23 protein-coding genes are annotated in these 20,181 nt (G+C 48.8%); 21 read left to right on the forward strand and 2 right to left on the reverse strand.

The features are described from left to right. The first annotated feature begins 25 nt into the window (after positions 1-25). The 4 genes from HMPREF0980_RS04580 to HMPREF0980_RS04595 all read left to right on the forward strand — a co-directional run bounded on the left by HMPREF0980_RS04580 (position 26) and on the right by HMPREF0980_RS04595 (position 2,136). Entirely contained in the window at positions 26-232 is a 207-nt protein-coding gene (locus HMPREF0980_RS04580) for an alpha/beta-type small acid-soluble spore protein (RefSeq protein WP_040434586.1), read from the forward strand. 216 nt (positions 233-448) lie between these two features. Further along, positions 449-1,018: a 16S rRNA (guanine(966)-N(2))-methyltransferase RsmD gene (rsmD, locus tag HMPREF0980_RS04585; protein ID WP_049727925.1), complete on the forward strand. Its 570-nt coding sequence runs from the start codon at positions 449-451 to the stop codon at positions 1,016-1,018. Continuing rightward, on the forward strand, positions 1,012-1,500 hold the full coding sequence (coaD, locus tag HMPREF0980_RS04590) for a pantetheine-phosphate adenylyltransferase (protein WP_049727926.1): 489 nt from the start codon (positions 1,012-1,014) through the stop codon (positions 1,498-1,500). The genes rsmD and coaD overlap by 7 nt, the downstream gene beginning before the upstream one ends. Positions 1,501-1,503: 3 nt before the next feature. Beyond that, on the forward strand, positions 1,504-2,136 hold the full coding sequence (locus HMPREF0980_RS04595) for a hypothetical protein (protein WP_049727927.1): 633 nt from the start codon (positions 1,504-1,506) through the stop codon (positions 2,134-2,136). On the opposite strand, the gene HMPREF0980_RS04600 is transcribed toward HMPREF0980_RS04595, so the two are convergent. After that, positions 2,128-3,057, reverse strand: coding sequence for a transporter (locus HMPREF0980_RS04600; RefSeq protein ID WP_049727928.1), 930 nt, complete (start codon positions 3,055-3,057; stop codon positions 2,128-2,130). The genes HMPREF0980_RS04595 and HMPREF0980_RS04600 overlap by 9 nt on opposite strands. 121 nt (positions 3,058-3,178) lie before the next feature. On the opposite strand from HMPREF0980_RS04600, the gene HMPREF0980_RS04605 reads away from it, so the two are divergent. Next, positions 3,179-4,627: an aminoacyl-histidine dipeptidase gene (locus tag HMPREF0980_RS04605; RefSeq protein WP_049727929.1), complete on the forward strand. Its 1,449-nt coding sequence runs from the start codon at positions 3,179-3,181 to the stop codon at positions 4,625-4,627. 32 nt (positions 4,628-4,659) lie between these two features. Here the strand turns inward: HMPREF0980_RS04605 and HMPREF0980_RS04610 are convergent, their stop codons facing one another. Further along, positions 4,660-5,196 carry a CD3072 family TudS-related putative desulfidase gene (locus tag HMPREF0980_RS04610; RefSeq protein ID WP_049728331.1) on the reverse strand — a complete coding sequence of 179 codons (537 nt, stop codon included), beginning with the start codon at positions 5,194-5,196 and terminating at the stop codon, positions 4,660-4,662. A gap of 189 nt (positions 5,197-5,385) precedes the next feature. Between HMPREF0980_RS04610 and HMPREF0980_RS04615 the strand changes: the two genes are divergently transcribed. The 16 genes from HMPREF0980_RS04615 to HMPREF0980_RS04690 all read left to right on the forward strand — a co-directional run bounded on the left by HMPREF0980_RS04615 (position 5,386) and on the right by HMPREF0980_RS04690 (position 20,073). Then, a complete protein-coding gene (locus HMPREF0980_RS04615; RefSeq protein ID WP_049727930.1) occupies positions 5,386-5,964 on the forward strand; it encodes a CD3073 family putative ECF transporter S component in 579 nt (192 codons plus the stop codon). Positions 5,965-6,055: 91 nt separating this feature from the next. Then, a complete protein-coding gene (locus tag HMPREF0980_RS04620) occupies positions 6,056-6,769 on the forward strand; it encodes a M23 family metallopeptidase (RefSeq protein ID WP_049727931.1) in 714 nt (237 codons plus the stop codon). Positions 6,770-6,850: 81 nt separating this feature from the next. Further along, positions 6,851-8,233: an RsmF rRNA methyltransferase first C-terminal domain-containing protein gene (locus HMPREF0980_RS04625; protein WP_049727932.1), complete on the forward strand. Its 1,383-nt coding sequence runs from the start codon at positions 6,851-6,853 to the stop codon at positions 8,231-8,233. After that, the gene (locus HMPREF0980_RS04630) at positions 8,233-8,961 is read left to right on the forward strand and encodes a pseudouridine synthase (RefSeq protein ID WP_242847332.1); all 729 of its coding nucleotides are present in this window, start codon (positions 8,233-8,235) and stop codon (positions 8,959-8,961) included. Before HMPREF0980_RS04625 ends, HMPREF0980_RS04630 begins: the two co-directional genes overlap by 1 nt. Then, complete coding sequence (locus HMPREF0980_RS04635) at positions 8,954-9,625, forward strand: HAD family hydrolase (protein WP_049728333.1); 672 nt, start codon at positions 8,954-8,956, stop codon at positions 9,623-9,625. The genes HMPREF0980_RS04630 and HMPREF0980_RS04635 overlap by 8 nt, the downstream gene beginning before the upstream one ends. Further along, entirely contained in the window at positions 9,622-11,532 is a 1,911-nt protein-coding gene (locus tag HMPREF0980_RS04640) for a YgiQ family radical SAM protein (RefSeq protein WP_049727933.1), read from the forward strand. The genes HMPREF0980_RS04635 and HMPREF0980_RS04640 overlap by 4 nt, the downstream gene beginning before the upstream one ends. An 11-nt stretch (positions 11,533-11,543) precedes the next feature. After that, entirely contained in the window at positions 11,544-12,332 is a 789-nt protein-coding gene (locus HMPREF0980_RS04645; RefSeq protein WP_049727934.1) for an SDR family NAD(P)-dependent oxidoreductase, read from the forward strand. Next, a complete protein-coding gene (locus HMPREF0980_RS04650) occupies positions 12,329-12,904 on the forward strand; it encodes a hypothetical protein (RefSeq protein ID WP_049727935.1) in 576 nt (191 codons plus the stop codon). Before HMPREF0980_RS04645 ends, HMPREF0980_RS04650 begins: the two co-directional genes overlap by 4 nt. A 39-nt stretch (positions 12,905-12,943) precedes the next feature. Then, positions 12,944-13,957: an RluA family pseudouridine synthase gene (locus HMPREF0980_RS04655; protein WP_049727936.1), complete on the forward strand. Its 1,014-nt coding sequence runs from the start codon at positions 12,944-12,946 to the stop codon at positions 13,955-13,957. Next, on the forward strand, positions 13,915-14,463 hold the full coding sequence (locus tag HMPREF0980_RS04660) for a Holliday junction resolvase RecU (protein ID WP_049727937.1): 549 nt from the start codon (positions 13,915-13,917) through the stop codon (positions 14,461-14,463). The genes HMPREF0980_RS04655 and HMPREF0980_RS04660 overlap by 43 nt, the downstream gene beginning before the upstream one ends. Before the next feature lie 93 nt (positions 14,464-14,556). Further along, on the forward strand, positions 14,557-15,810 hold the full coding sequence (gene hisZ / locus HMPREF0980_RS04665) for an ATP phosphoribosyltransferase regulatory subunit (RefSeq protein WP_049727938.1): 1,254 nt from the start codon (positions 14,557-14,559) through the stop codon (positions 15,808-15,810). Between the two features lie 3 nt (positions 15,811-15,813). Beyond that, complete coding sequence (gene hisG / locus HMPREF0980_RS04670) at positions 15,814-16,452, forward strand: ATP phosphoribosyltransferase (protein WP_049727939.1); 639 nt, start codon at positions 15,814-15,816, stop codon at positions 16,450-16,452. A 32-nt stretch (positions 16,453-16,484) separates the two neighbouring features. Then, positions 16,485-17,780, forward strand: a complete 1,296-nt coding sequence (hisD, locus tag HMPREF0980_RS04675) for a histidinol dehydrogenase (RefSeq protein WP_049727940.1) — start codon at positions 16,485-16,487, stop codon at positions 17,778-17,780. Positions 17,781-17,793: 13 nt separating this feature from the next. Then, on the forward strand, positions 17,794-18,381 hold the full coding sequence (hisB, locus tag HMPREF0980_RS04680) for an imidazoleglycerol-phosphate dehydratase HisB (RefSeq protein ID WP_049727941.1): 588 nt from the start codon (positions 17,794-17,796) through the stop codon (positions 18,379-18,381). Positions 18,382-18,396: 15 nt separating this feature from the next. Further along, positions 18,397-19,680, forward strand: a complete 1,284-nt coding sequence (gene hisIE / locus HMPREF0980_RS04685; protein ID WP_049727942.1) for a bifunctional phosphoribosyl-AMP cyclohydrolase/phosphoribosyl-ATP diphosphatase HisIE — start codon at positions 18,397-18,399, stop codon at positions 19,678-19,680. Positions 19,681-19,770: 90 nt separating this feature from the next. Further along, positions 19,771-20,073: a hypothetical protein gene (locus HMPREF0980_RS04690; protein WP_049727943.1), complete on the forward strand. Its 303-nt coding sequence runs from the start codon at positions 19,771-19,773 to the stop codon at positions 20,071-20,073. Positions 20,074-20,181 lie beyond the last annotated feature (108 nt).

The raw sequence follows: 20,181 nt of genomic DNA on the forward strand, positions 1-20,181 counted from the left end.
GATACGAAAAAGGAGGAGTATAACAATGGCAAGTCGTTCATCTAACAGAGCAGCCGTACCTGAAGCAAAGGGTGCATTGGACAAATTCAAATATGAGGTTGCAAACGAATTAGGAGTACCGTTAACAGAAGGTTACAACGGAGACCTGACATCAAGACAGAATGGTTCTGTTGGTGGTTATATGGTTAAGAAAATGATCGAGCAGCAAGAAAAACAGATGGCTGGTAAATAATAACCAGATTAAATGATTAGAAAAAGCACTTGACAGGTTGAAATAACACCTGTCGGGTGCTTTTTTCTTTGGGGACAGGGATATTTTAATCGGGGACGGGGTTTTTCTAGAAAAACCCCGTCCCCGATTAAAATATCCCTGTCCCCGATTGACTTTTTTCTGACATATCCTTATAATAGACTGGAAATGTTACAAAGAATATAAGGGGTAGTGCATATGAGAGTCATTGCAGGCAGTGCGAAGCGATTACAACTTAAGACGCTCGACGGTATGGATACGAGACCTACGACGGACCGGATCAAGGAGACGTTATTTAATATGATTTCTCCCTATCTGTACGACTGCATCTTTCTCGATTTGTTTGCGGGAAGCGGGGGAATTGGTATCGAAGCGCTCAGCAGGGGTGCGATGGAAGCTGTATTCGTGGAGAAGAATCCAAAAGCCATGGCGTGCGTCAAGGAGAACCTGCTAAGGACGAAGCTTGCCCACAAGGCGGCCACGATGTCCGCTGATGTGATGACGGCGCTTTATAAGCTGGAAGGTGACAAGCAGTTTGATTTTATCTTCATGGATCCTCCTTACGGCAAGCAGCTTGAAAAAAAGGTGCTCGGATATCTTTCAGAATCGGAACTGCTCGCGGACGAAGGTGTGATTATCGTGGAAGCTTCCAGAGAGACTGAATTTGATTATCTGGAAGATCTTGGATTCACGCTTCTTAAGATGAAAGAATATAAGACGAACAAGCATGTATTTATAGAACCGGCAGGAAGGAAAGAGATATGTTAAGAGCAGTTTACCCGGGCAGCTTTGACCCGGTTACATATGGACATCTTGATATCATTGAGCGTTCCGCGAAACTGGTGGACGAATTAATCATCGGAGTCCTGAACAATAAAGCAAAAACCCCGTTGTTTTCCGCAGAAGAACGTGTTAGAATGTTAAAAGAAGTAACAAAAGGAATGCCAAATGTAACTATCATACCTTTTGATGGCTTACTGGTGGAATTTGCACGCAGAATGGAGGCTACGATGGTAGTCCGCGGTTTGCGTGCCATAACTGATTTCGAATATGAGCTTCAGATGTCCCAGACGAACCATAAGCTGGAGCCGGAGATCGAGACCGTCTTTCTGACGACGGGCCTCGATTATTCATATTTGAGTTCTACCACCGTAAAGGAAGTGGCAGCTTTTGGAGGGGATATTTCTCAGTTTGTACCAGATTTGGTGGCAGACACGATACGAGAGAAAATGAACAGAAGGAGAGTGTAAATTATGAGCAGCCGTATTGAACAGATTATTGAAGAAATTGAAGAATACATTGACAGCTGCAAGTTCCAGCCGCTGTCAACGTCCAAGATTATTGTCAATAAAGACCAGATGGACGAGCTTCTGCGTGAACTCCGCATGAAGACGCCGGATGAGATTAAGCGGTATCAGAAGATTATCGCGAACAAGGATGCGATTCTTGCCGATGCACAGGCAAAGGCGGACAGCATGATTGAAGAGGCGCAGATACACACGAATGAACTTGTCAGTGAACATGAGATTATGCAGCAGGCATATGCACAGGCGAATGAGATAGTCACCGCAGCCACGGAACAGGCACAGGAGATTCTCGACAATGCTACTAGCGATGCCAACGATATCCGTATCGGAGCGATGCAGTATACAGATGATCTGCTCGCGAACGCGGAGAGCATTATCGGTCATACGCTGGACAGCTACACGACAAAATATGACGGACTTGTCAATTCCCTGCAGGAATGCTACGACATGGTGCGCAACAACCGGTCCGAACTGGACATTCCGGAACAGTCTGCGCGGACGCTGGAAGCAGAGTACGGTGCTCCGGAAGAGCCGGCAGAAGAGCTCCAGATAGAAGATGATGAGGACTTGCTACAGTAGAACGATATAGCCATACGCCAACAGGCTGGTTACCCCCGCGGTAATCAGCTTTTCTATTATGTAGGGGAAGATTGGGAGCCCGGCCTCCTGTACCATACACCGCGTCTGGGCTACAGAACACCATCCTCCGAATGATGTAAGCCCCATAGTGAGGATGAAGCGCAGTCCGGGTTCGGAACAGCTCTTGCACAACATAGCGATGCCGTTCGTGATTTCCAGCGACGGAAGGGCAGCAAGTGCAAGTGCCGGATGATGAAACGGCAACAGTTCCGCCAGCGCTATGAGGATGGAAAACAGCATGATATAACCGCCCACCTTCGTAATTGTAACAAAACCGTTCATGATACTGTCATCCACGACACCCGCGGAAGATACGTTAGGCGCAGGTACATGGCAGCCGCGGCTTTCGGACTGCCCGCATATATGGTAATGGCGTCTGAACAGGAAGCTGCAGATACATGGAGAGATGGTGAGTATGAGGATGGCAGGCAGCGTGAGCGATTCTTCTTTCAAATTCTGCCATATTACATAGCTTATAATGAACATCGGGCTCGTGTTGTTGCAGAAGGAGAGGAGGTAACGTCCTTCTTCTCTGGAGATATAACCGCCGTTCAACAAATCCGCAGTCACTTTGCTTCCCATCGGATATCCGCACATGAAACCGATTAGCACTGCAAAAGAACCGTATCCGGAGACGCGGAAGATACGGCAGAAGAGGGGGCCTGTGATACGGGCAATGAGAGAGGCGGCATTCGTTCCAATCAGCAGGTTGGACAGGATGATAAAGGGCAGAAGTGTGGGAAGGACGATGTTAAACCAGAGGAGTATCCCGTCGCTGGCACCTTTAAAGACCGGCTTTGGAAACACGAGCATCAGGACGAATACACATATAATCATAACCTTAAAAAAGCGACGTTTCATGCGTGTTTGTATCCATTCAAGAATCTTTCTTTTTATTGTATGGATATGGTTGATTTTTTATGATGACTGTGACAGAATGTAAGATAGAAATAAAAGTCTAATGAAGAGAGGTTAAAGAAATATGGCAGTATTAGATCAGCTGGAACCAAAGAAAGTATTTCAATTTTTTGAAGAGCTGTGCCAGATTCCGCACGGTACCTTTGACACGAAGCGCATCAGCGACCATTGTGCAGCATTTGCGAAGGAGCGGGGACTGGAAGTTGCGCAGGACGATGCAAACAACGTAATCATCAGAAAGCCTGGTACAAAAGGATACGAAGACAGCGAGCCTGTCATCCTTCAGGGACATATGGATATGGTGTGCGAGAAAAGGCCGGGATCTTCCCACGATTTTGGAAAGGACGGACTTGAACTATATGTAGAAGACGGATATGTCAAGGCCAAGGATACGACATTAGGTGGGGACGATGGTATCGCGGTAGCGATGATAATGGCGCTTCTAGACAGTACCGATATACCACACCCGCCAATTGAAGCGGTATTTACGACTGATGAAGAAGTAGGCATGGGTGGGGCCATGGCTATCGATTTGTCTGTATTGAAGGGGCGGAAATTAATCAATATTGATTCGGAAGAGGAGGGTATCCTGACAACAGGATGTGCCGGAGGATTCCGCTATGAGACGGTCATTCCGGTCCACAGAGAAAAGAAGACAGGTACGATCATTACAATCAAGATTCACGGCCTCCAGGGCGGCCACTCGGGAATAGAGATACATAAGCAGCGCGGCAATGCACACAAGATGATGGGACGTCTTTTAAATCGTATCGGACAGAGCATAGAGATAGACCTGGCAGAGATAAACGGAGGTTCCAAAGACAACGTGATTGCCATGGAATCAACAGCAGAAATCCTCGTGGCAGATAAAGATGCCGCAGCCGTAAAAGCTGTTGCGGAAGAGATGAAGGCTGTTTGGGACAACGAGTTTATGGGAGACGAACCGGGTCTCGCGGTTGAGGCGGCAGTTTCAGCCGATTCCACAGTTGATGTATGCGACAGGGCCAGCACGGAACGTGTCATTTCCTACCTTGTCATGTGCCCGTTTGGTGTTCAGGGATATAGCAGGAAGCTAAAAGGCCTTGTAGAGACATCCATGAACATTGGCATCCTGGAGACGGCAGCCGGCCACGTTAAGACGGTATATCTGGCCAGAAGCTCGGTAGAGAGCAAAAAGCAGGAGATGAAAGAGCTGCTGGCAGCCTGCGCGAAAGCTGCAGGAGGCGAGGGAAAGAGCTTTAACGAATACCCTGCATGGCAGTTCAACCCGGATTCCGACCTCCGACGCATCATGGAGGATGTATATGAGGACATGTTCGGAAAAGCGCCGGAAGTGACAACAGTACACGCTGGACTGGAGTGCGGCCTTTTCCTTGGCAAGAAGCCGGATCTTGACTGCGTTTCCTTCGGACCGGATATCATGGATGTGCATTCCTTTCACGAACGCCTTGGTATAGAGTCCACTGCCCGCACATGGAAATATCTGCAGGCGGTGCTCGCAAAATGTAAATAGACAAAATCAGCTGTAATGTGAGGGCCGGCTGTTTAAAGGCCGGCCATAAAAGCATCAATAGAATAGAATCCGACTGAGAGGTGCTTCTCGTGAAGCATCTCTTTTAGTATACGCATAAAAATGCCGGGCTTATTGACTCTTCTGAGACTTTCGAGCATTGCGGGAAGGGTGTCCCCATTGCCGAATTCTCCACCCCAGTCCCCGTCATAAGTGTAGTCCACTCCGCAGCTGGGGCTCCCATCGATACCAACGATACCGAGGATTTCATACCTGTCGGGATATGCAGCGTATTCTTCAAGCTGCATCACGATTGGTTCCAGCATGCGGCGGGCTTCCATGCGGAAATGAGGAGTATCGAACTGGGAGACGGCATGTCCCCAACGGCGGCTGCCGTAAAGCAGGAATTCCGGACATGGGAGCTGTATCATCTCATATTCTTCCGAGAAGGCATGCAGCAGGAAAGTTCTTTTGGCGGCGCGCTCAGCGGCCATCGCCTCCATATCCTGATGCTTTAGCTTTACGGCATCGTTAAAAAAACAGTGGCTGACGACAATAATTTTCTGTATCATAAGTAAATTCCTTTCTTCGGCTATAAATATAAAAGCTGTATACATTATAGCATTGAAGCAGAAAAGCGGCATATAGAAAAATCCAATATACACGTGCTGCTTATCAGAATATCCAATTTGGATCAGGCAAGCAGGCGTGCTAGTATTATAGGCAGGATTATAAATTTACGTATGAGGATGGAGGACATTATGAACAGAGAGATTTCAAACACGACAAGACTTATGATGTGCGGCCTGGCAATAGCGATTAATATCGTGCTTGGCATCATCATGGCCGCAATCAAGTTCCCGGTGTATCTGGATACAATAGGAACGATATTCATCGCCGTCTATTTCGGGCCATGGTACGGCGCTGCCGTCGGGGGCACGACCAACTTTATGACAGCGCTTCTGTATGGCATGACCGATATGCCGTTCATGCTCGTCAATATAGCAATCGGGCTTGTTATCGGCTTTCTCTTTCGAAAAATCAAGTTTACATTTTTAAATGTTCTGATAGCCGGAACCATTGTCGGAATTGTGGCACCTGTCATCGGTACACCGATAGGAATCGCCGTGTACGGAGGCTTGACAGGTACCGTTTCAGATGTAGCGGTCATATGGCTGAAGCAGAGCGGGGCAAGCATCTTTACGGCATCTTTTCTTCCTAAGCTTGCCAATAATCTGATTGACAAGATCGGGTCATGCTCCATCATATTTCTGCTCGTAAAAGCGATGCCGGGAGCCCTGAAGCCCAAGTGCTGGATTAAGAGAAGAGCTGAAGCGTAAAATAACATATGGCAGGCGCCAGGAGGCGGTCCCAAAGAATTTGTTTTGGGACGGCCTCTTTTTTCATATACTAAAATAAAAAGGATATTTTATGAAACGTATGAGACCTGGCAAGTTGCTTTTGTTCTTGTTTATCACAGCACTGTCAACCGTCCTTCTTACCGGACATATATATAACCGTGCTATCATCAACAGGATGCGGAAAGAGACGATTGCGAACCTGGAATACCGTACTAATTTTTATTCTGACGCTATGCGCAGGGATAAAGATAAGCTTTCCAAAGGGTGTAGAAAGCTGCTTGAAAATGTGGAAAACGAAGCGAGTTATTTCCCGATTCCAGAATCCACTGTGGATAAATCGCTGTCCGTATCCTTTGTAGATTCATGGATGGCAGAAAGGAAATATAACGGAACGAGTGGTCATGAAGGTACAGATATCATGGCTGTAAAGAATGAAAGAGGGCTTTATCCGGTGCTCAGCATGACGGACGGGACTATCACAAACCTTGGATGGCTGGAAAAAGGAGGCTACCGCGTCGGAATCACCTCGGATAGTGGTACATATTATTACTACGCACATCTTGATTCCTATGGCAATATAAAAAAAGGTGACAAGGTAAAAGCGGGGCAGTTCATCGGTTATATGGGAGATTCCGGATATGGTGAAGAAGGCACGACAGGACAGTTTGATGTACATCTGCATTTTGGAATCTATTCTTATGAGACGGGTGAGGAGATCAGCGTCAATCCATACTATGTCCTCCTGTCGCTTGAAAAGAAGAAATTAAAATATTCATATTCCTAGAGTTATGGTATCGGATATGTTATACTAAACTATGTATGTACAAATAGTATGAATTGTAACTACATATGGAGGAATTGCGACATGAATCTGCCTTGTGCATTTGAAGATAAGATGAAGGAACTGCTAGGAGACGAGTATCCCGACTATATAGCGTGTTACGATGAGCCGAGATACTATGGACTTCGCGTAAACACGAATAAAATTACCGTAGAAGAATTTAAAAGAATATGTCCGTTTGATATCACACCGATCCCATGGATTGAAAATGGATTCTACTATGACGGTGAAGCAGTGTCTCCGTCAAGACACCCATACTATTTTGCGGGGCTGTATTACCTGCAGGAACCAAGTGCTATGACGCCGGCCAGCCGGCTTCCTGTAGAACAGGGGGACAAGGTGCTGGATTTGTGTGCCGCGCCGGGAGGGAAGGCGACAGAACTTGGTGCAAAGCTTAAAGATACCGGAGTTCTTGCTGCCAACGATATCAGCAGTTCAAGAGCGAAAGGTCTGCTGAAGAATATAGAAGTCTTTGGAATCGGAAATATGCTTATACTGAGTGAAGAACCCGGGAATCTGTCAGGATACTTTCCAGAGTATTTTGACAAGATACTGATTGATGCACCATGTTCCGGGGAAGGCATGTTCCGCAAAGACAAGAAAATGGTAAAAGCATGGGAAGAACACGGGCCGGAATATTTCAGCAGCATCCAGAAAAGCATCATCGTACAGGCTGCAGATATGCTGAAGCCAGGTGGGATGCTGTTGTACTCTACTTGTACGTTTGACGGGCGTGAGAATGAACAGACCGTGGCATATCTGCTGAAGAACCGTCCCGGCTTCAAGATAGTGGACATGGAGCAGTATGAAGGATTCAGCCCAGGACGCCCGGAGCTGACAGAGGCGGAGGATCCCGCAATAGCAAAAACCGTTCGTATCTTTCCACATCATATGAAAGGAGAGGGGCATTACCTTGCGCTCCTCAGAAAGGACGGTGGCATTCGCCAAGAGGACTACTCCGTGCCTCTTAAAAGAAGCCGTATAAAACTGCCTGCAGAACTGGAAGCTTTCATGACGAAAGTATCCTGGGAGCTGGACAGAACCAGAATCGATTTAAGAGGAGAACGTATCTACTATATGCCGGAGGGGCTTCCTGAGCTAAGAGGCATCCGCTTTTTAAGGACGGGCCTTCTTATGGGCGAACTGAAGAAAAATCGGTTTGAACCGAGCCAGGCACTGGCGATGTATATGAAAAAGGGAGAGTATGAGGATTCCCTTGATTTTTCTGTAACGGATGAACGAGTTTCCAGATATCTGAAAGGGGAGACTATCGATGCAGACGATATGGTATCGGCCGGAAGCAAAGGATGGCATCTCGTCTGCGTGGACGGCTATCCGCTTGGGTGGGGCAAGCTCTCAGGCGGGATACTAAAGAATAAGTACCTTCCCGGATGGAGGCTGTGCTGATGATAAGGCTTGATAAGTATCTGGCGGATATGGGCATCGGGACACGCCAAGAAGTAAAAAGGCGTATCCGGCAGGGGAAGGTTACGGTAGATGGAACTGTCGTCAGATCACCGGAATATAAAGTGGACGAAGAGTGCACGGTATGCTGCGACGGCGGCCGGGTCTGTTATGAAGCGTTTGAATACTATATGCTGAACAAGCCGGCCGGTGTCGTGTCTGCAACCGAGGACCGCACCGAAAAGACTGTCATTGACCTGATAGGAGGGCAGAGAAGGAAAGACCTTTTTCCGGCCGGCCGGCTTGATAAGGACACAGAAGGGCTGCTTCTCATAACGAATGACGGAGCACTTGCCCACCGGCTGCTGTCACCAAAGAAACATGTCGATAAGATGTATTATGTACGGGTCAAGGGAGCAGTTACAGAAGAAGATGTGCACGCCATGGCAGAAGGCATCAATATCGGGTCCTCTGCCTTGGAAGAGTGGACGAAGCCGGCCGTTCTGGATATTATATCCAGTGGACGGGAGTCGGCTGTACGGCTTACCATACAGGAGGGGAAATACCATCAGGTAAAGCGTATGTTCCTGGCAAGAGGGAAGGAAGTCACCTATCTGAAGCGGGAGCGGATGGGCGCGCTGGCCCTTGACGAATCCTTGCAGCCAGGAGAGTACCGCAGACTGACAGAAGAGGAGTTGAAAGACTTATATGAGACAGACAGGCATGCTTGAAGATATGGAGGCAATCATATTCGATATGGACGGGACGCTTCTGGATTCTATGTGGATATGGCCATCCGTGGACGATGATTATCTTCGTAAGTATCATCTGGATAAGCCGGATCACTTTCATGAGATGATGGAAGGGAAAAGCTACATTGAGGTGGCACGGCTTTTTCTGGATATTTTCCCCGGCCTTGACCAGACGCTGGATGAAGTTATGGATGAATGGATGGAGATGACATACGACAGGTATATCCATTCTGTGGATATGAAGGAAGGGGCACATGACTTCATTGTGGACATGCGCGCCCAGGGGAAGAAAATCGGTATTGCCACGAGCAACTCCAATGTGCTGGCAGATGCCGCGCTGAATGCCCTCTCCATCCGCCCCCTGTTCGATTCTGTGCATAGTGCATGTGAAGTGGAGAAGGGAAAGCCTTCACCGGATGTGTACCTGCTCGTGGCAGAAGAGATGCAAGTACCACCGCATCGCTGCCTTGTCTTTGAAGATGTCCCGATGGGTATACTGGCGGGCAAAAGAGCAGGAATGAAAGTGTGCGGGGTGGACGATGATTATTCCAGACCACAGGAAGCCAGAAAAAAAGAGCTGGCAGACTATTACATACAGAGCTACTATGACATCAGAAATGGAACTTATGAGGTATTGACATGATAAAAGGATTCTTACCAATCTGCAGGCAGGATATGGAAGAGAGGGGATGGGAGCGGCCGGACTTTGTCTATGTGTCAGGAGACGCTTACGTGGACCACCCGTCTTTTGGCCACGCAATCATAACGAGGACGCTTGAGGCTTACGGGTATAAGGTGGCTGTCATACCGCAGCCGGACTGGAAAGATAAGAACAGCATTACCGAATTTGGTGAGCCGAGGCTGGGCTTTCTCGTATCTTCCGGCAATATGGATTCTATGGTTAACCACTATTCGGTGTCAAAGAAGAGGAGAAAGACGGATGCATTCACACCAGGCGGAGTGATGGGCAGACGACCGGACTATGCCGCTGTCGTGTACTGCAATCTTATCCGTCAGGTATATAAGAAGACGCCGGTTATACTAGGAGGGATCGAAGCGAGCTTAAGGAGGCTTGCCCATTATGATTACTGGTCTGATAAGCTGAAACGTTCCGTACTGCTCGACTCCGGAGCTGATCTCATCTCTTACGGCATGGGAGAGCTCTCTGTCATAGAGATAGCAGAAGCGCTGGATGCCGGAATAGATGTCAAAGATATCACCTATATTCCAGGTACGGTGTGTAAGGTCAGTGATTTGAAAAGCGTGTACGATGCGGCAATCCTTCCGTCCTATGAGGATTTGAAAAAAGACAGGATCAATTATGCAAAAAGCTTCTATACGCAGTACTGCAATACAGACCCGTTTTCAGGCAGAAGGCTTGTGGAGCCATATGGAGAGCACCTGTATGTCGTCCAGAATCCACCGTCCAGACCGCTGTCCACGTCGGAAATGGACCGGGTATACAGCTATCCCTATATGAGGACTTATCATCCGATTTATGAAAAAGACGGAGGGGTGCCCGCTATATCGGAAGTCAAGTTCAGCCTGGTAAGCAACCGGGGATGCTACGGGGGATGCAGCTTCTGTGCACTGACGTTCCATCAGGGGAGGATCATGCAGGTCCGCAGCCATGAGTCGCTGCTGGCAGAGGCCGGCCGGTTCATATGGGAGGAAGATTTTAAAGGTTATATCCACGATGTGGGCGGGCCTACGGCGAACTTCCGCCATCCTTCCTGCGGCAAGCAGCTGAAGCACGGAGTGTGTAAAGAGCGGCAGTGCCTGTTCCCAAAACCGTGCGGCAGCCTGAGAGTGGATCATAAGGACTACATCGCGCTGCTCAGAAAGCTGAGAGAGCTGCCGGGGGTAAAGAAGGTGTTCATCCGTTCCGGCATCCGCTTCGATTATGTAATGGCTGATAAAGATGACACCTTTTTCAGGGAATTGTGCCGGCATCATGTCAGCGGACAGCTGAAGGTAGCTCCCGAGCATGTGTCAGACGCAGTGCTGGCAAAGATGGGAAAGCCGGAGAACAGCGTGTACCAGGCATTCGTCAGAAAATACAAAAAGATAAATGGGGACTTGGGAAAAGAACAGTATCTCGTCCCGTACCTCATGTCCTCGCACCCCGGGTCTACGATGAAAGATGCCGTAGAGCTGGCCGAATATCTAAGAGATCTGGGATATATGCCGGAGCAGGTACAGGATTTCTACCCGACACCGTCAACCTTGTCTACATGCATGTATTATACCGGGGTGGATCCGAGAGATATGAAACCGGTATATGTGCCGAAGCATCCTCATGAGAAAGCGATGCAGCGGGCTTTGATACAATACCGGAACCCGAAGAATTACGATCTCGTTCTCGAGGCGCTCAAAGAGACAGGCCGTATGGATCTGATTGGATTCGACAGACACTGCCTTATCCGGCCGCGGCCGCCGCATGGAGGGAAATCCTTTCATGCAGGCAGCGGGCAGAATAGGCAGGACGCCGGGACTCGTGGAAAGAAAAAGACGATTCGTAATGTCCACAAGAAAAAGAAGACAGGATAGGAGGCAGGACAATGAAAATTGCAATGATTACAGGTGCATCTTCCGGTTTGGGCCGGGAATTTGCAAGACAGATACCCAGACTGTACCGGAAGCTGGATGAGATATGGCTGGCCGCGAGAAGCACGGATAAGCTGAAAGAGCTCGCAAAAGAGCTTCCTCTTCCTGTGCGGATCTTTGACGGTGATTTGACGCGGGATTATATATACGATAGAATCAAAAAAGAACTGGAACGACAATCGGCGGATATACGTATGCTTGTCAATGCCGCCGGATACGGGGCTATCGGTGATGCGTCCGATATGGATGGAGCTGCACAGACCGGCATGATCGATTTGAACTGCAGGGCGCTGACGAAAATGACGCTCCTGTGCATCCCACATATGTCAAAAGGCAGCCGGATCGTCCAGATGGCCTCTGCGGCGGCGTTCGCTCCACAGCCCGGCTTTGCCGTCTATGCCGCAACGAAATCTTATGTATACAGTTTTGCAAGAGGAATGGGCAGCGAACTGAAAAGCAGAGGTATCGTAACGACAGTGGTGTGCCCTGGCCCGGTAGATACCGCTTTTTTCGAGAGGGCAGGGGGAACCGGCGGCAGTTTGAAATGGAAATTTATGTCCGGTCCGGAAGAAGTCGTACGTAAAGCGCTTGTCGATTCAGCGTGCAGACGGGAGACGTCCGTGTACGGTGCGGCCATGAAGGCAGCCAGAATTGCAGCCAGGCTGCTTCCTCACAGGCTCGTCATACGGCTGATGAGGGCGGACAGCAAAAAGCAGAATAAGGGAGACGGAAATATACGATGAAGATAGAAAAAGGCCAGCCGGGGTATATCAAAGCACAGAAGCAGAAGCTGCTCATGTTTACGATTGTTGAATTTGCCATTGTAGTGGCTCTGCTGCTGCTCGGATACTTCCAGACGGGGACGAAGCTGAATCTGCTCACGGCGGTTGCCGTACTTGGATGTCTGCCGGCATCGAAGATGTTGGTTGAATTTATAGCAATCGCACCGTATAAGGCCATAGATCCTGAAAAATATAAAGAGACAGAAGAAAAAGCAGCGCTGTTGACGACAGCTTATGATCTGGTCATCACAAGCAAGGAGAAGATAATGCCGGTGGATGCAGTCGTCATCTCAGGCAATACTGTCTGCGGATATGCTTCCAATCCGAAGACAGACGAAGCAAGGGCGGCAAAGCACATAAAAGAAACGTTGCACCAGAACCATATCGACAAGGTGGCGGTCAAGATATTCAGCGACTATGTCGCGTTTATTTCCAGGGCAGAAGGGATGAACAGCATCGCCGCTATCGACAGGCCTGACAACAAGAATCTGGAACAAAAGATTCGCAGCGCCATACTGGGCACTGCAATGTAACGTTTATTGCGGAAAGGATTATTCCCAAATAGGACCACTATGAAGAATATAATAATAAAGCCAAATGAATCAGAGCAGCGGCTCGATAAGTTTCTGAAGAAATACCTGAACAGCGCGCCGGGAAGCTTCATATATAAGATGCTCCGCAAGAAAAACATAACACTGAACGGTGCCAGGGCCTCCGGAAATGAAAAAATTCACGCCGGAGATGAAGTGAGGCTCTTTCTTTCGGATGAAACGGTTGAAAAGTTTACCGGGGAAACTGCCCCGGTTATAGATGCGGGGCAAAAGGTCAGTCTAGACATCATCTACGAGGACAGGCATATACTCCTCGTCAACAAGCCGTCCGGCATATTGTCGCAGAAAGCAGAGAAGACTGATGTATCACTTGTAGAGCAGGTGATATCATATCTGCTTGACAGCGGCCAGCTAACGAAGGAAGAATTGCAGACCTTCCGCCCGTCCATATGCAACCGGCTGGACCGCAACACGAGCGGGCTCGTAGTGGCCGGAAAAACGCTGGCAGGGCTCCAGGTATTCAGCAGCATGTTCAGGGAACGGAATCTGAGCAAATACTATCTCTGCATCGTGAAAGGGAAAGTTGACAGACCTTCTCATATCAAGGGGTTTCTTGTCAAAAATGAAAAGACGAACGAGGTGGAGGTCGCAGAGGACAGGTGCGCAGGCAAGGCGGTTCCTATAGAGACGGAATATATCCCTCTGGCTTACAATGGGATGCTTACCCTTCTGAAAGTGCATCTGATTACAGGCCGCACCCATCAGATACGGGCGCATCTTGCTTACGTATCCCATCCGCTGTGTGGAGATTATAAGTATGGAGACAGGGTCGTGAACGACCGGTACAGACAGATGTATGGCGTCACGTCACAGATGCTCCATTCATATGAGCTTGTCCTCCCGCACATGGACGGTGAGCTGGCAGCGCTCTCGGACAGAAGGTTCCGGGCGCCGGTGCCTGATATATTTCAGAAAGTAATAAAGGAGACGGCATGGGAACATGGAACTCAAGAGGCCTTAGAGGTTCTACGCTAGAAGACTTGATCAACCGGACGAACGAACGATATCAGGAGATGGGATTGGCGCTCATACAGAAGATTCCGACGCCGATTACGCCGGTAAAGATGGATAAGGAACACAGGCAGATAACGCTGGCCTACTTCGATCAGCGCAGCACGGTGGATTATATCGGTGCAGTACAGGGGATACCGGTCTGTTTTGACGCGAAGGAATGTGTCGCGGATACCTTTCCCCTTCAGAATATCCACAGTCATCAGGTGATGTTTATGGGAGGCTATGAAAAGCAGGGGGGGCTGTCCTTTCTGATCATCTATTTTTCGTCCAGAAACATCCTGTATTACATGCGCTATGATGAGATGCTTGCCTTCTGGAAGCGGGCGGAGGACGGCGGCAGGAAAAGCTTCCGCTATGATGAGCTGGACCCGCGTTTTCTGATGGAACTGAAGAATGGCTGCTACGTCCCTTATCTGGATGCGATGAATCTGGACCTGGAGATTAGGGAGCGGCTTGACAAAGAATGATAAAATGCGTATAATGCAGTAAGGAATTTATCATGGTAGCACGCTAAAGCGGCGCTCCATATTACTACACAGCAGGACACAGCAGGAGGATATATGAAGAAATTACTACACACGCCGGAAGGGGTCCGGGATATATATAATGTTGAATGTGGGCGGAAGCTGGCGCTGGAGAGCAGGCTCGAAAAAGTATTCCATCTTTATGGGTATCACGACATACAGACGCCTACATTTGAATACTTTGACGTGTTTCGGAAGGAGATAGGCACAATTCCCTCAAAAGATCTGTATAAATTTTTTGACAAGGACGGCAATACGCTCGTTCTACGGCCGGATATCACCCCGTCTGTCGCCAGAGCGGCAGCAACGCTGTACGGAGACGAACAGCTTCCGATTCGCCTCTGCTATACCGGAAATACGTTCATTAACCATTCCAGCTATCAGGGACGGCTTCGGGAGAATACGCAGATGGGTGCGGAACTCATGGGAGATGATTCTGCCGAGGCGGATGCGGAGATGCTGGCACTTGTCATCGAATGCCTTACTTCCATCGGGCTGAAAGAGTTCCAGCTGAACGTTGGGAATGTAGATTACTTCCAGAGCCTGATAGAAGATGCGGATCTGGACGAAGAGGCGGAAGAACGGGTTCGGGAGCTCATCAACAACCGGAATTACTTCGGTGTGGAAGAATTTCTCGACAGCATCCATGTGAAAAGAAGCTCCAAGGAAGCATTTGCCGCTCTTGACGAACTTGCAGGAGGGGTAGAGATACTTGCCCAGGCGAGAAATATCGCTCCCAATTCCAAAGGTATTATGGCAATCAAACGTCTGGAGAAGATTTATGACGTTCTCAGGATATATGGGGTGGAAGAGTATGTAACATTTGATTTGAGCATGAGTGGTACTTATGGGTACTACACCGGAATCATCTTCCGGGGCTACACGTTTGGTACAGGGGATGCCTTTGTCAAAGGGGGACGGTATGACCAGCTGCTTGAAAAATTCGGAAAAGAGTCTGCTTCTATAGGGTTCGTCATCGTAATCGACGAACTGATGAATGCATTATCAAGACAGAAGGTACGCATCGTGTACACAAGAAAAAATACACTTATCGTATATGATGAGGAACGGCTGAAAGAGGCGCTCGTACTGGCGAAAGATTTCAGGAAAAAGGCCAAAAATACCGAGCTCGTCAAAAAATCCAAAGGCAAGCTCATAGAGGACTATATCGAATATGGGAAAGAGTATTATGCAGGAAATCTGATTTACATCAATAAAAACGGGGAAATTACGATGATAAACCTGGTGACAGGTGAGCACAAAGTGATTGCCTCAAGAGACAGGAGCTAAACTATGAGATATCTGACATTTGCCCTTGGGAAGGGGCGCCTGGCAAGGCAGACGCTGGAGCTTTTCGAAAAGATAGGAATCACTTGTGAAGAGATGAAAGACAAAGATTCCCGAAAACTGATATTTACGAATGAAGAACTGAAGCTTAAGTTCTTTCTTGCAAAAGGGCCGGATGTCCCCACGTATGTTGAGTACGGAGCAGCGGACATCGGCGTGGCAGGGAAAGATACGATACTGGAAGAACGGCGCAAGGTGCATGAGGTGCTGGATCTTGGATACGGCAGGTGCAGCATGTGTGTCTGTGGCTATAAGGAAGCTGCCCCTCTTCTTCAGCACCACGAGCTTATAAGAGTCGCCACCAAGTATCCCAATATTGCAAAGGACTACTTTTATAATACGAAACATCAGACTGTGGAGATTATCAAACTGAACGGTTCCATAGAGCTGGCGCCGATTGTCGGACTCTCGGAAGTGATTGTGGATATCGTAGAGACGGGCTCCACGTTGAAGGAAAACGGGCTGGAAGTGCTGGATGAAGTGTGTCCACTTTCAGCCAGGATGATCGTGAACCCTGTGAGCATGCGTATGGAAAGTACGAGAATCAAGACGCTGCTCACGAAGCTGCGCGGCCATCTGCAATAGTAAAGCAGCAGATAAAAGAGAGGACAGATCATATGAGAATACTTAAGTTGGACAATGAAACCAAGCGGAACGTACTGGAAGACCTGCTGAAACGGAGTCCGAACAATTATGCGGAATACGAACAACGCGTGGCGGATATCCTGGAAAAAATAAGGACAGAAGGGGACAGAGCGCTTTTCGGCTATACGAAAATGTTCGATGGAGCAGAGATTGATGCTGATAATATCAAAGTGACGGAAGAGGAGATCGAGGAAGCATATCATATGACAGATCCGTCCCTTCTTGCCATAATAAGGAAAGCTCTTGCCAATATCCGTACATACCATGAGAAACAGCGCCAGTACAGCTGGTTTGACAGCAAACCGGACGGTACGATTCTCGGTCAGAAAGTCACGCCGCTCTGCCGGGTAGGCGTATATGTACCGGGCGGCAAGGCCGTATACCCTTCTTCCGTGCTTATGAACATCGCGCCTGCCAAGGCGGCCGGTGTCGAAGAGATTATCATGGCTACTCCACCCGGAAGGGATGGGAAGGTGAGCCCCCATACGCTTGTGGCGGCTAAAGAAGCCGGTGCCGGCGTGATATACAAGGCAGGCGGCGCACAGGCAGTCGGTGCACTGGCTTATGGAACGGAGAGCATACCGAAGGTGGACAAGATTGTAGGGCCCGGAAATATATACGTTGCGCTTGCAAAAAAAGCGGTGTACGGTCATGTGAGCATCGATGCTATAGCAGGTCCGAGCGAGATTCTCGTAGTGGCGGATGAGACGGCAAATCCGAGATATGTGGCTGCTGACCTTCTGTCTCAGGCGGAGCATGATGAAATGGCTTCTTCTATACTCCTAACGACGAGCGAAAAGCTGGCCAGGGAAGTTTCGGCCCAGGCAGACGCATTCGCACAAGAGCTCTCCCGCTCAGAGATCATAAAGAAATCATTAGATAACTATGGCTATATCCTTGTGGCCGACACGATGGATGATGTGATAGACGTGGCCAATGACATCGCATCTGAACATCTTGAGATTATGACAAAAGACCCGTATCAGGTTATGACAAAAATCAGGAATGCGGGCGCCATATTCATCGGAGAATATGCGAGCGAGCCGCTTGGCGACTACTTTGCCGGCCCGAACCATGTACTGCCGACTAATGGGACAGCAAAGTTCTTCTCCCCGCTTTCCGTGGATGATTTTATCAAAAAATCGAGCATCATCGGCTATTCGAGAGAAGCGCTGGAGGAAATCCATACAGATATCGAGGCGTTTGCAGAAGCAGAACAACTGACCGCGCACGCTAACTCTATTAAAGTTCGTTTTGAAGAAGGATAAGGAGGATGAGAGGATGGAACGGACGTCCGTATGTACGAGAAAGACAAAAGAGACAGATATTGCCGTCAGGCTCACTTTGGATGGAAGTGGACAGAACGACATCAGCACAGGCATAGGATTCTTCGACCACATGCTGGACGGATTCGCGCGGCACGGGTTATTTGACCTGACAGTAAAGGTCAAAGGTGATATGCACGTGGACTGCCATCACACCGTAGAGGATACGGGAATCGTATTGGGAAGGGCAATCGCGCAGGCGGCAGGGGACAAGACCGGCATCAGAAGATATGGCCATGTTATCCTTCCCATGGACGAGACGCTCGCACTCTGTGCGGTAGACTTGTCCGGGCGCCCTTACCTTGGGTATGACGCGCTGTTTGCGGCAGATCGGATAGGTGGTCTGGACACGGAGATGGTACGGGAATTCTTCTACGCCGTGTCCTACAGTGCCATGATGAATATCCATCTGAAGATACTGGACGGCGGCAACAGCCACCACATGGCGGAAGCCATGTTCAAAAGCTTTGGGAAAGCGCTTGATATGGCAACCATGGCAGAGCCGCGGATGAAGGAAGCATGGACTACAAAAGGAAGCCTATAAAGGAGACTGGATACAATGAGCTATAAACGATTGATTCCCTGCATATTTATCAGGGGAGGAAAAGCAGTAAAATGGTTTACAGACGAGACGGTACTGACAGACGACGTCATCGGTCTTGCGAAATATTACAGTGACCACGGAGCAGACGAGCTGCTCGTGTTCGACCTGTCTGACGCCGACGAAGAGCATGATGAGTCGATTGACCTGATGAAACGGATCAACCGTGTCATCCGTATACCGATGGTGGCAGGAGGCAACATCCGGCGGCAGGAGGATATAAAGAAGATACTGTATGCGGGAGCCAAGCGGGCGATGCTGAACTTTTCCAAGGCGGAAAGCGTTAAACTGATTGAAGACGCCGCCCGGCGTTTTGGAAAAGAGAAGATTGCCGTATCCCTCAATGACTTTGATGCTTTGTTCAAGCACCAGCATCTTATTCAGGATTACAGCAGCGAGATTGTATTCATGCACAGGCTCGACCTGAATTCGGTTATGAATGTCACAGATGTTCCGTGCGTAATCGTCACAGACTCGATGGAGGAGCCGGAGCTGTTTAAAATTCTGAAGTGTCCGGGCGTAAAAGGGCTGTCAGGGAAATTCGTCAGCCAGACAGATATGGATTTCGTAGACTTCAAGGAGAAATGCGGACAGGAAGAGATAAAGATGACTTCCTTTGAAAGCATGATGGAATTCTCCCAGTTTAAGACGAATGAACAGGGACTCGTACCGGTCGTCGTACAGCATTATAAGACCCAGGAAGTGCTGATGCTCGCTTATATGAACGAGGAGGCATTCTACCACACTATCAAGACCGGGAAGATGACCTACTACAGCAGAAGCAGAGAGCAGCTCTGGACAAAGGGTGAGACAAGCGGACATTTCCAGTATGTGAAATCACTGACGATAGACTGCGACTATGACACGCTGCTTGCCAAGGTGGACCAGGTGGGCACAGCCTGCCATACAGGAAACCCGACTTGCTTCTTCCAGCCTCTCGTAGGCAGCGACTATGATGAGACGAACCCGCTGCAGGTGTTCGAGACGGTGTATGGCACTATCCTTGACAGACGTGAAAATCCCAAGGAAGGCTCTTACACGAACTACCTGTTTGACAAGGGGATAGACAAGATATTAAAGAAAGTTGGGGAGGAGGCGACGGAGATTGTCATCGCCGCCAAGAATCCGAACCCGGAAGAGGTCAAATATGAAATGGCGGACTTCCTTTATCATGCCATGGTGCTTATGGTAGAGAAGGGAATCAGCTGGGAAGATATCGTAAAGGAACTTGCAGACCGTTAAAACGGGAATGAAACCGTATATGTACCGCATATAATATTCCAGGCAGAAAGTAAGTACGATGTCAGCTGCCTGGAAAGGACGGGATGCGACATGAACAATTCTGAAAAAAGACGGCGCCAGCTGCTGGATGAGACACGGTATCTGTACAGTGACCGTAAGATGCCTCCGGCCGTGCATCCGAGATATGGCGCTGCCTACCACAAACTGTACGGGGAAGAGGAAACAGGTGCTGTCAGTACGTTTGGAATACGGGTATTCCTGTGCTTTATGCTGTTTGCAGCTTTCGTTGCTATGGAAAATAACGGGATTGAGGTGAAACATGTGAACAGTGACCGGGTCATCCAGGAGATAACGACAGATATGGATGTCGCAGAAGTATGGAAAAATCTTTAAGGCAAATGATGGAAAGCCCGGAACCGGCACGTTTGTTGACACTGGCGGCAACTATTGATATAATAGATAAAAGCGTTGATTGCAACTGATCAACGCTTTTCTTATGGT

It is taken from the genome of Dorea sp. D27 (assembly GCF_001185345.1).
Lineage (GTDB): Bacteria > Bacillota > Clostridia > Lachnospirales > Lachnospiraceae > Extibacter.

Coding starts and splice junctions, on each gene's coding strand:
- HMPREF0980_RS04580 (WP_040434586.1), top strand. CDS start 26: ATGGCAAGTCGTTCATCTAACAGAGCAGCCGTACCTGAAGCAAAGGGT.
- rsmD (WP_049727925.1), top strand. CDS start 449: ATGAGAGTCATTGCAGGCAGTGCGAAGCGATTACAACTTAAGACGCTC.
- coaD (WP_049727926.1), top strand. CDS start 1,012: ATGTTAAGAGCAGTTTACCCGGGCAGCTTTGACCCGGTTACATATGGA.
- HMPREF0980_RS04595 (WP_049727927.1), top strand. CDS start 1,504: ATGAGCAGCCGTATTGAACAGATTATTGAAGAAATTGAAGAATACATT.
- HMPREF0980_RS04600 (WP_049727928.1), bottom strand. CDS start 3,057: ATGAAACGTCGCTTTTTTAAGGTTATGATTATATGTGTATTCGTCCTG.
- HMPREF0980_RS04605 (WP_049727929.1), top strand. CDS start 3,179: ATGGCAGTATTAGATCAGCTGGAACCAAAGAAAGTATTTCAATTTTTT.
- HMPREF0980_RS04610 (WP_049728331.1), bottom strand. CDS start 5,196: ATGATACAGAAAATTATTGTCGTCAGCCACTGTTTTTTTAACGATGCC.
- HMPREF0980_RS04615 (WP_049727930.1), top strand. CDS start 5,386: ATGAACAGAGAGATTTCAAACACGACAAGACTTATGATGTGCGGCCTG.
- HMPREF0980_RS04620 (WP_049727931.1), top strand. CDS start 6,056: ATGAAACGTATGAGACCTGGCAAGTTGCTTTTGTTCTTGTTTATCACA.
- HMPREF0980_RS04625 (WP_049727932.1), top strand. CDS start 6,851: ATGAATCTGCCTTGTGCATTTGAAGATAAGATGAAGGAACTGCTAGGA.
- HMPREF0980_RS04630 (WP_242847332.1), top strand. CDS start 8,233: ATGATAAGGCTTGATAAGTATCTGGCGGATATGGGCATCGGGACACGC.
- HMPREF0980_RS04635 (WP_049728333.1), top strand. CDS start 8,954: ATGCTTGAAGATATGGAGGCAATCATATTCGATATGGACGGGACGCTT.
- HMPREF0980_RS04640 (WP_049727933.1), top strand. CDS start 9,622: ATGATAAAAGGATTCTTACCAATCTGCAGGCAGGATATGGAAGAGAGG.
- HMPREF0980_RS04645 (WP_049727934.1), top strand. CDS start 11,544: ATGAAAATTGCAATGATTACAGGTGCATCTTCCGGTTTGGGCCGGGAA.
- HMPREF0980_RS04650 (WP_049727935.1), top strand. CDS start 12,329: ATGAAGATAGAAAAAGGCCAGCCGGGGTATATCAAAGCACAGAAGCAG.
- HMPREF0980_RS04655 (WP_049727936.1), top strand. CDS start 12,944: ATGAAGAATATAATAATAAAGCCAAATGAATCAGAGCAGCGGCTCGAT.
- HMPREF0980_RS04660 (WP_049727937.1), top strand. CDS start 13,915: ATGGGAACATGGAACTCAAGAGGCCTTAGAGGTTCTACGCTAGAAGAC.
- hisZ (WP_049727938.1), top strand. CDS start 14,557: ATGAAGAAATTACTACACACGCCGGAAGGGGTCCGGGATATATATAAT.
- hisG (WP_049727939.1), top strand. CDS start 15,814: ATGAGATATCTGACATTTGCCCTTGGGAAGGGGCGCCTGGCAAGGCAG.
- hisD (WP_049727940.1), top strand. CDS start 16,485: ATGAGAATACTTAAGTTGGACAATGAAACCAAGCGGAACGTACTGGAA.
- hisB (WP_049727941.1), top strand. CDS start 17,794: ATGGAACGGACGTCCGTATGTACGAGAAAGACAAAAGAGACAGATATT.
- hisIE (WP_049727942.1), top strand. CDS start 18,397: ATGAGCTATAAACGATTGATTCCCTGCATATTTATCAGGGGAGGAAAA.
- HMPREF0980_RS04690 (WP_049727943.1), top strand. CDS start 19,771: ATGAACAATTCTGAAAAAAGACGGCGCCAGCTGCTGGATGAGACACGG.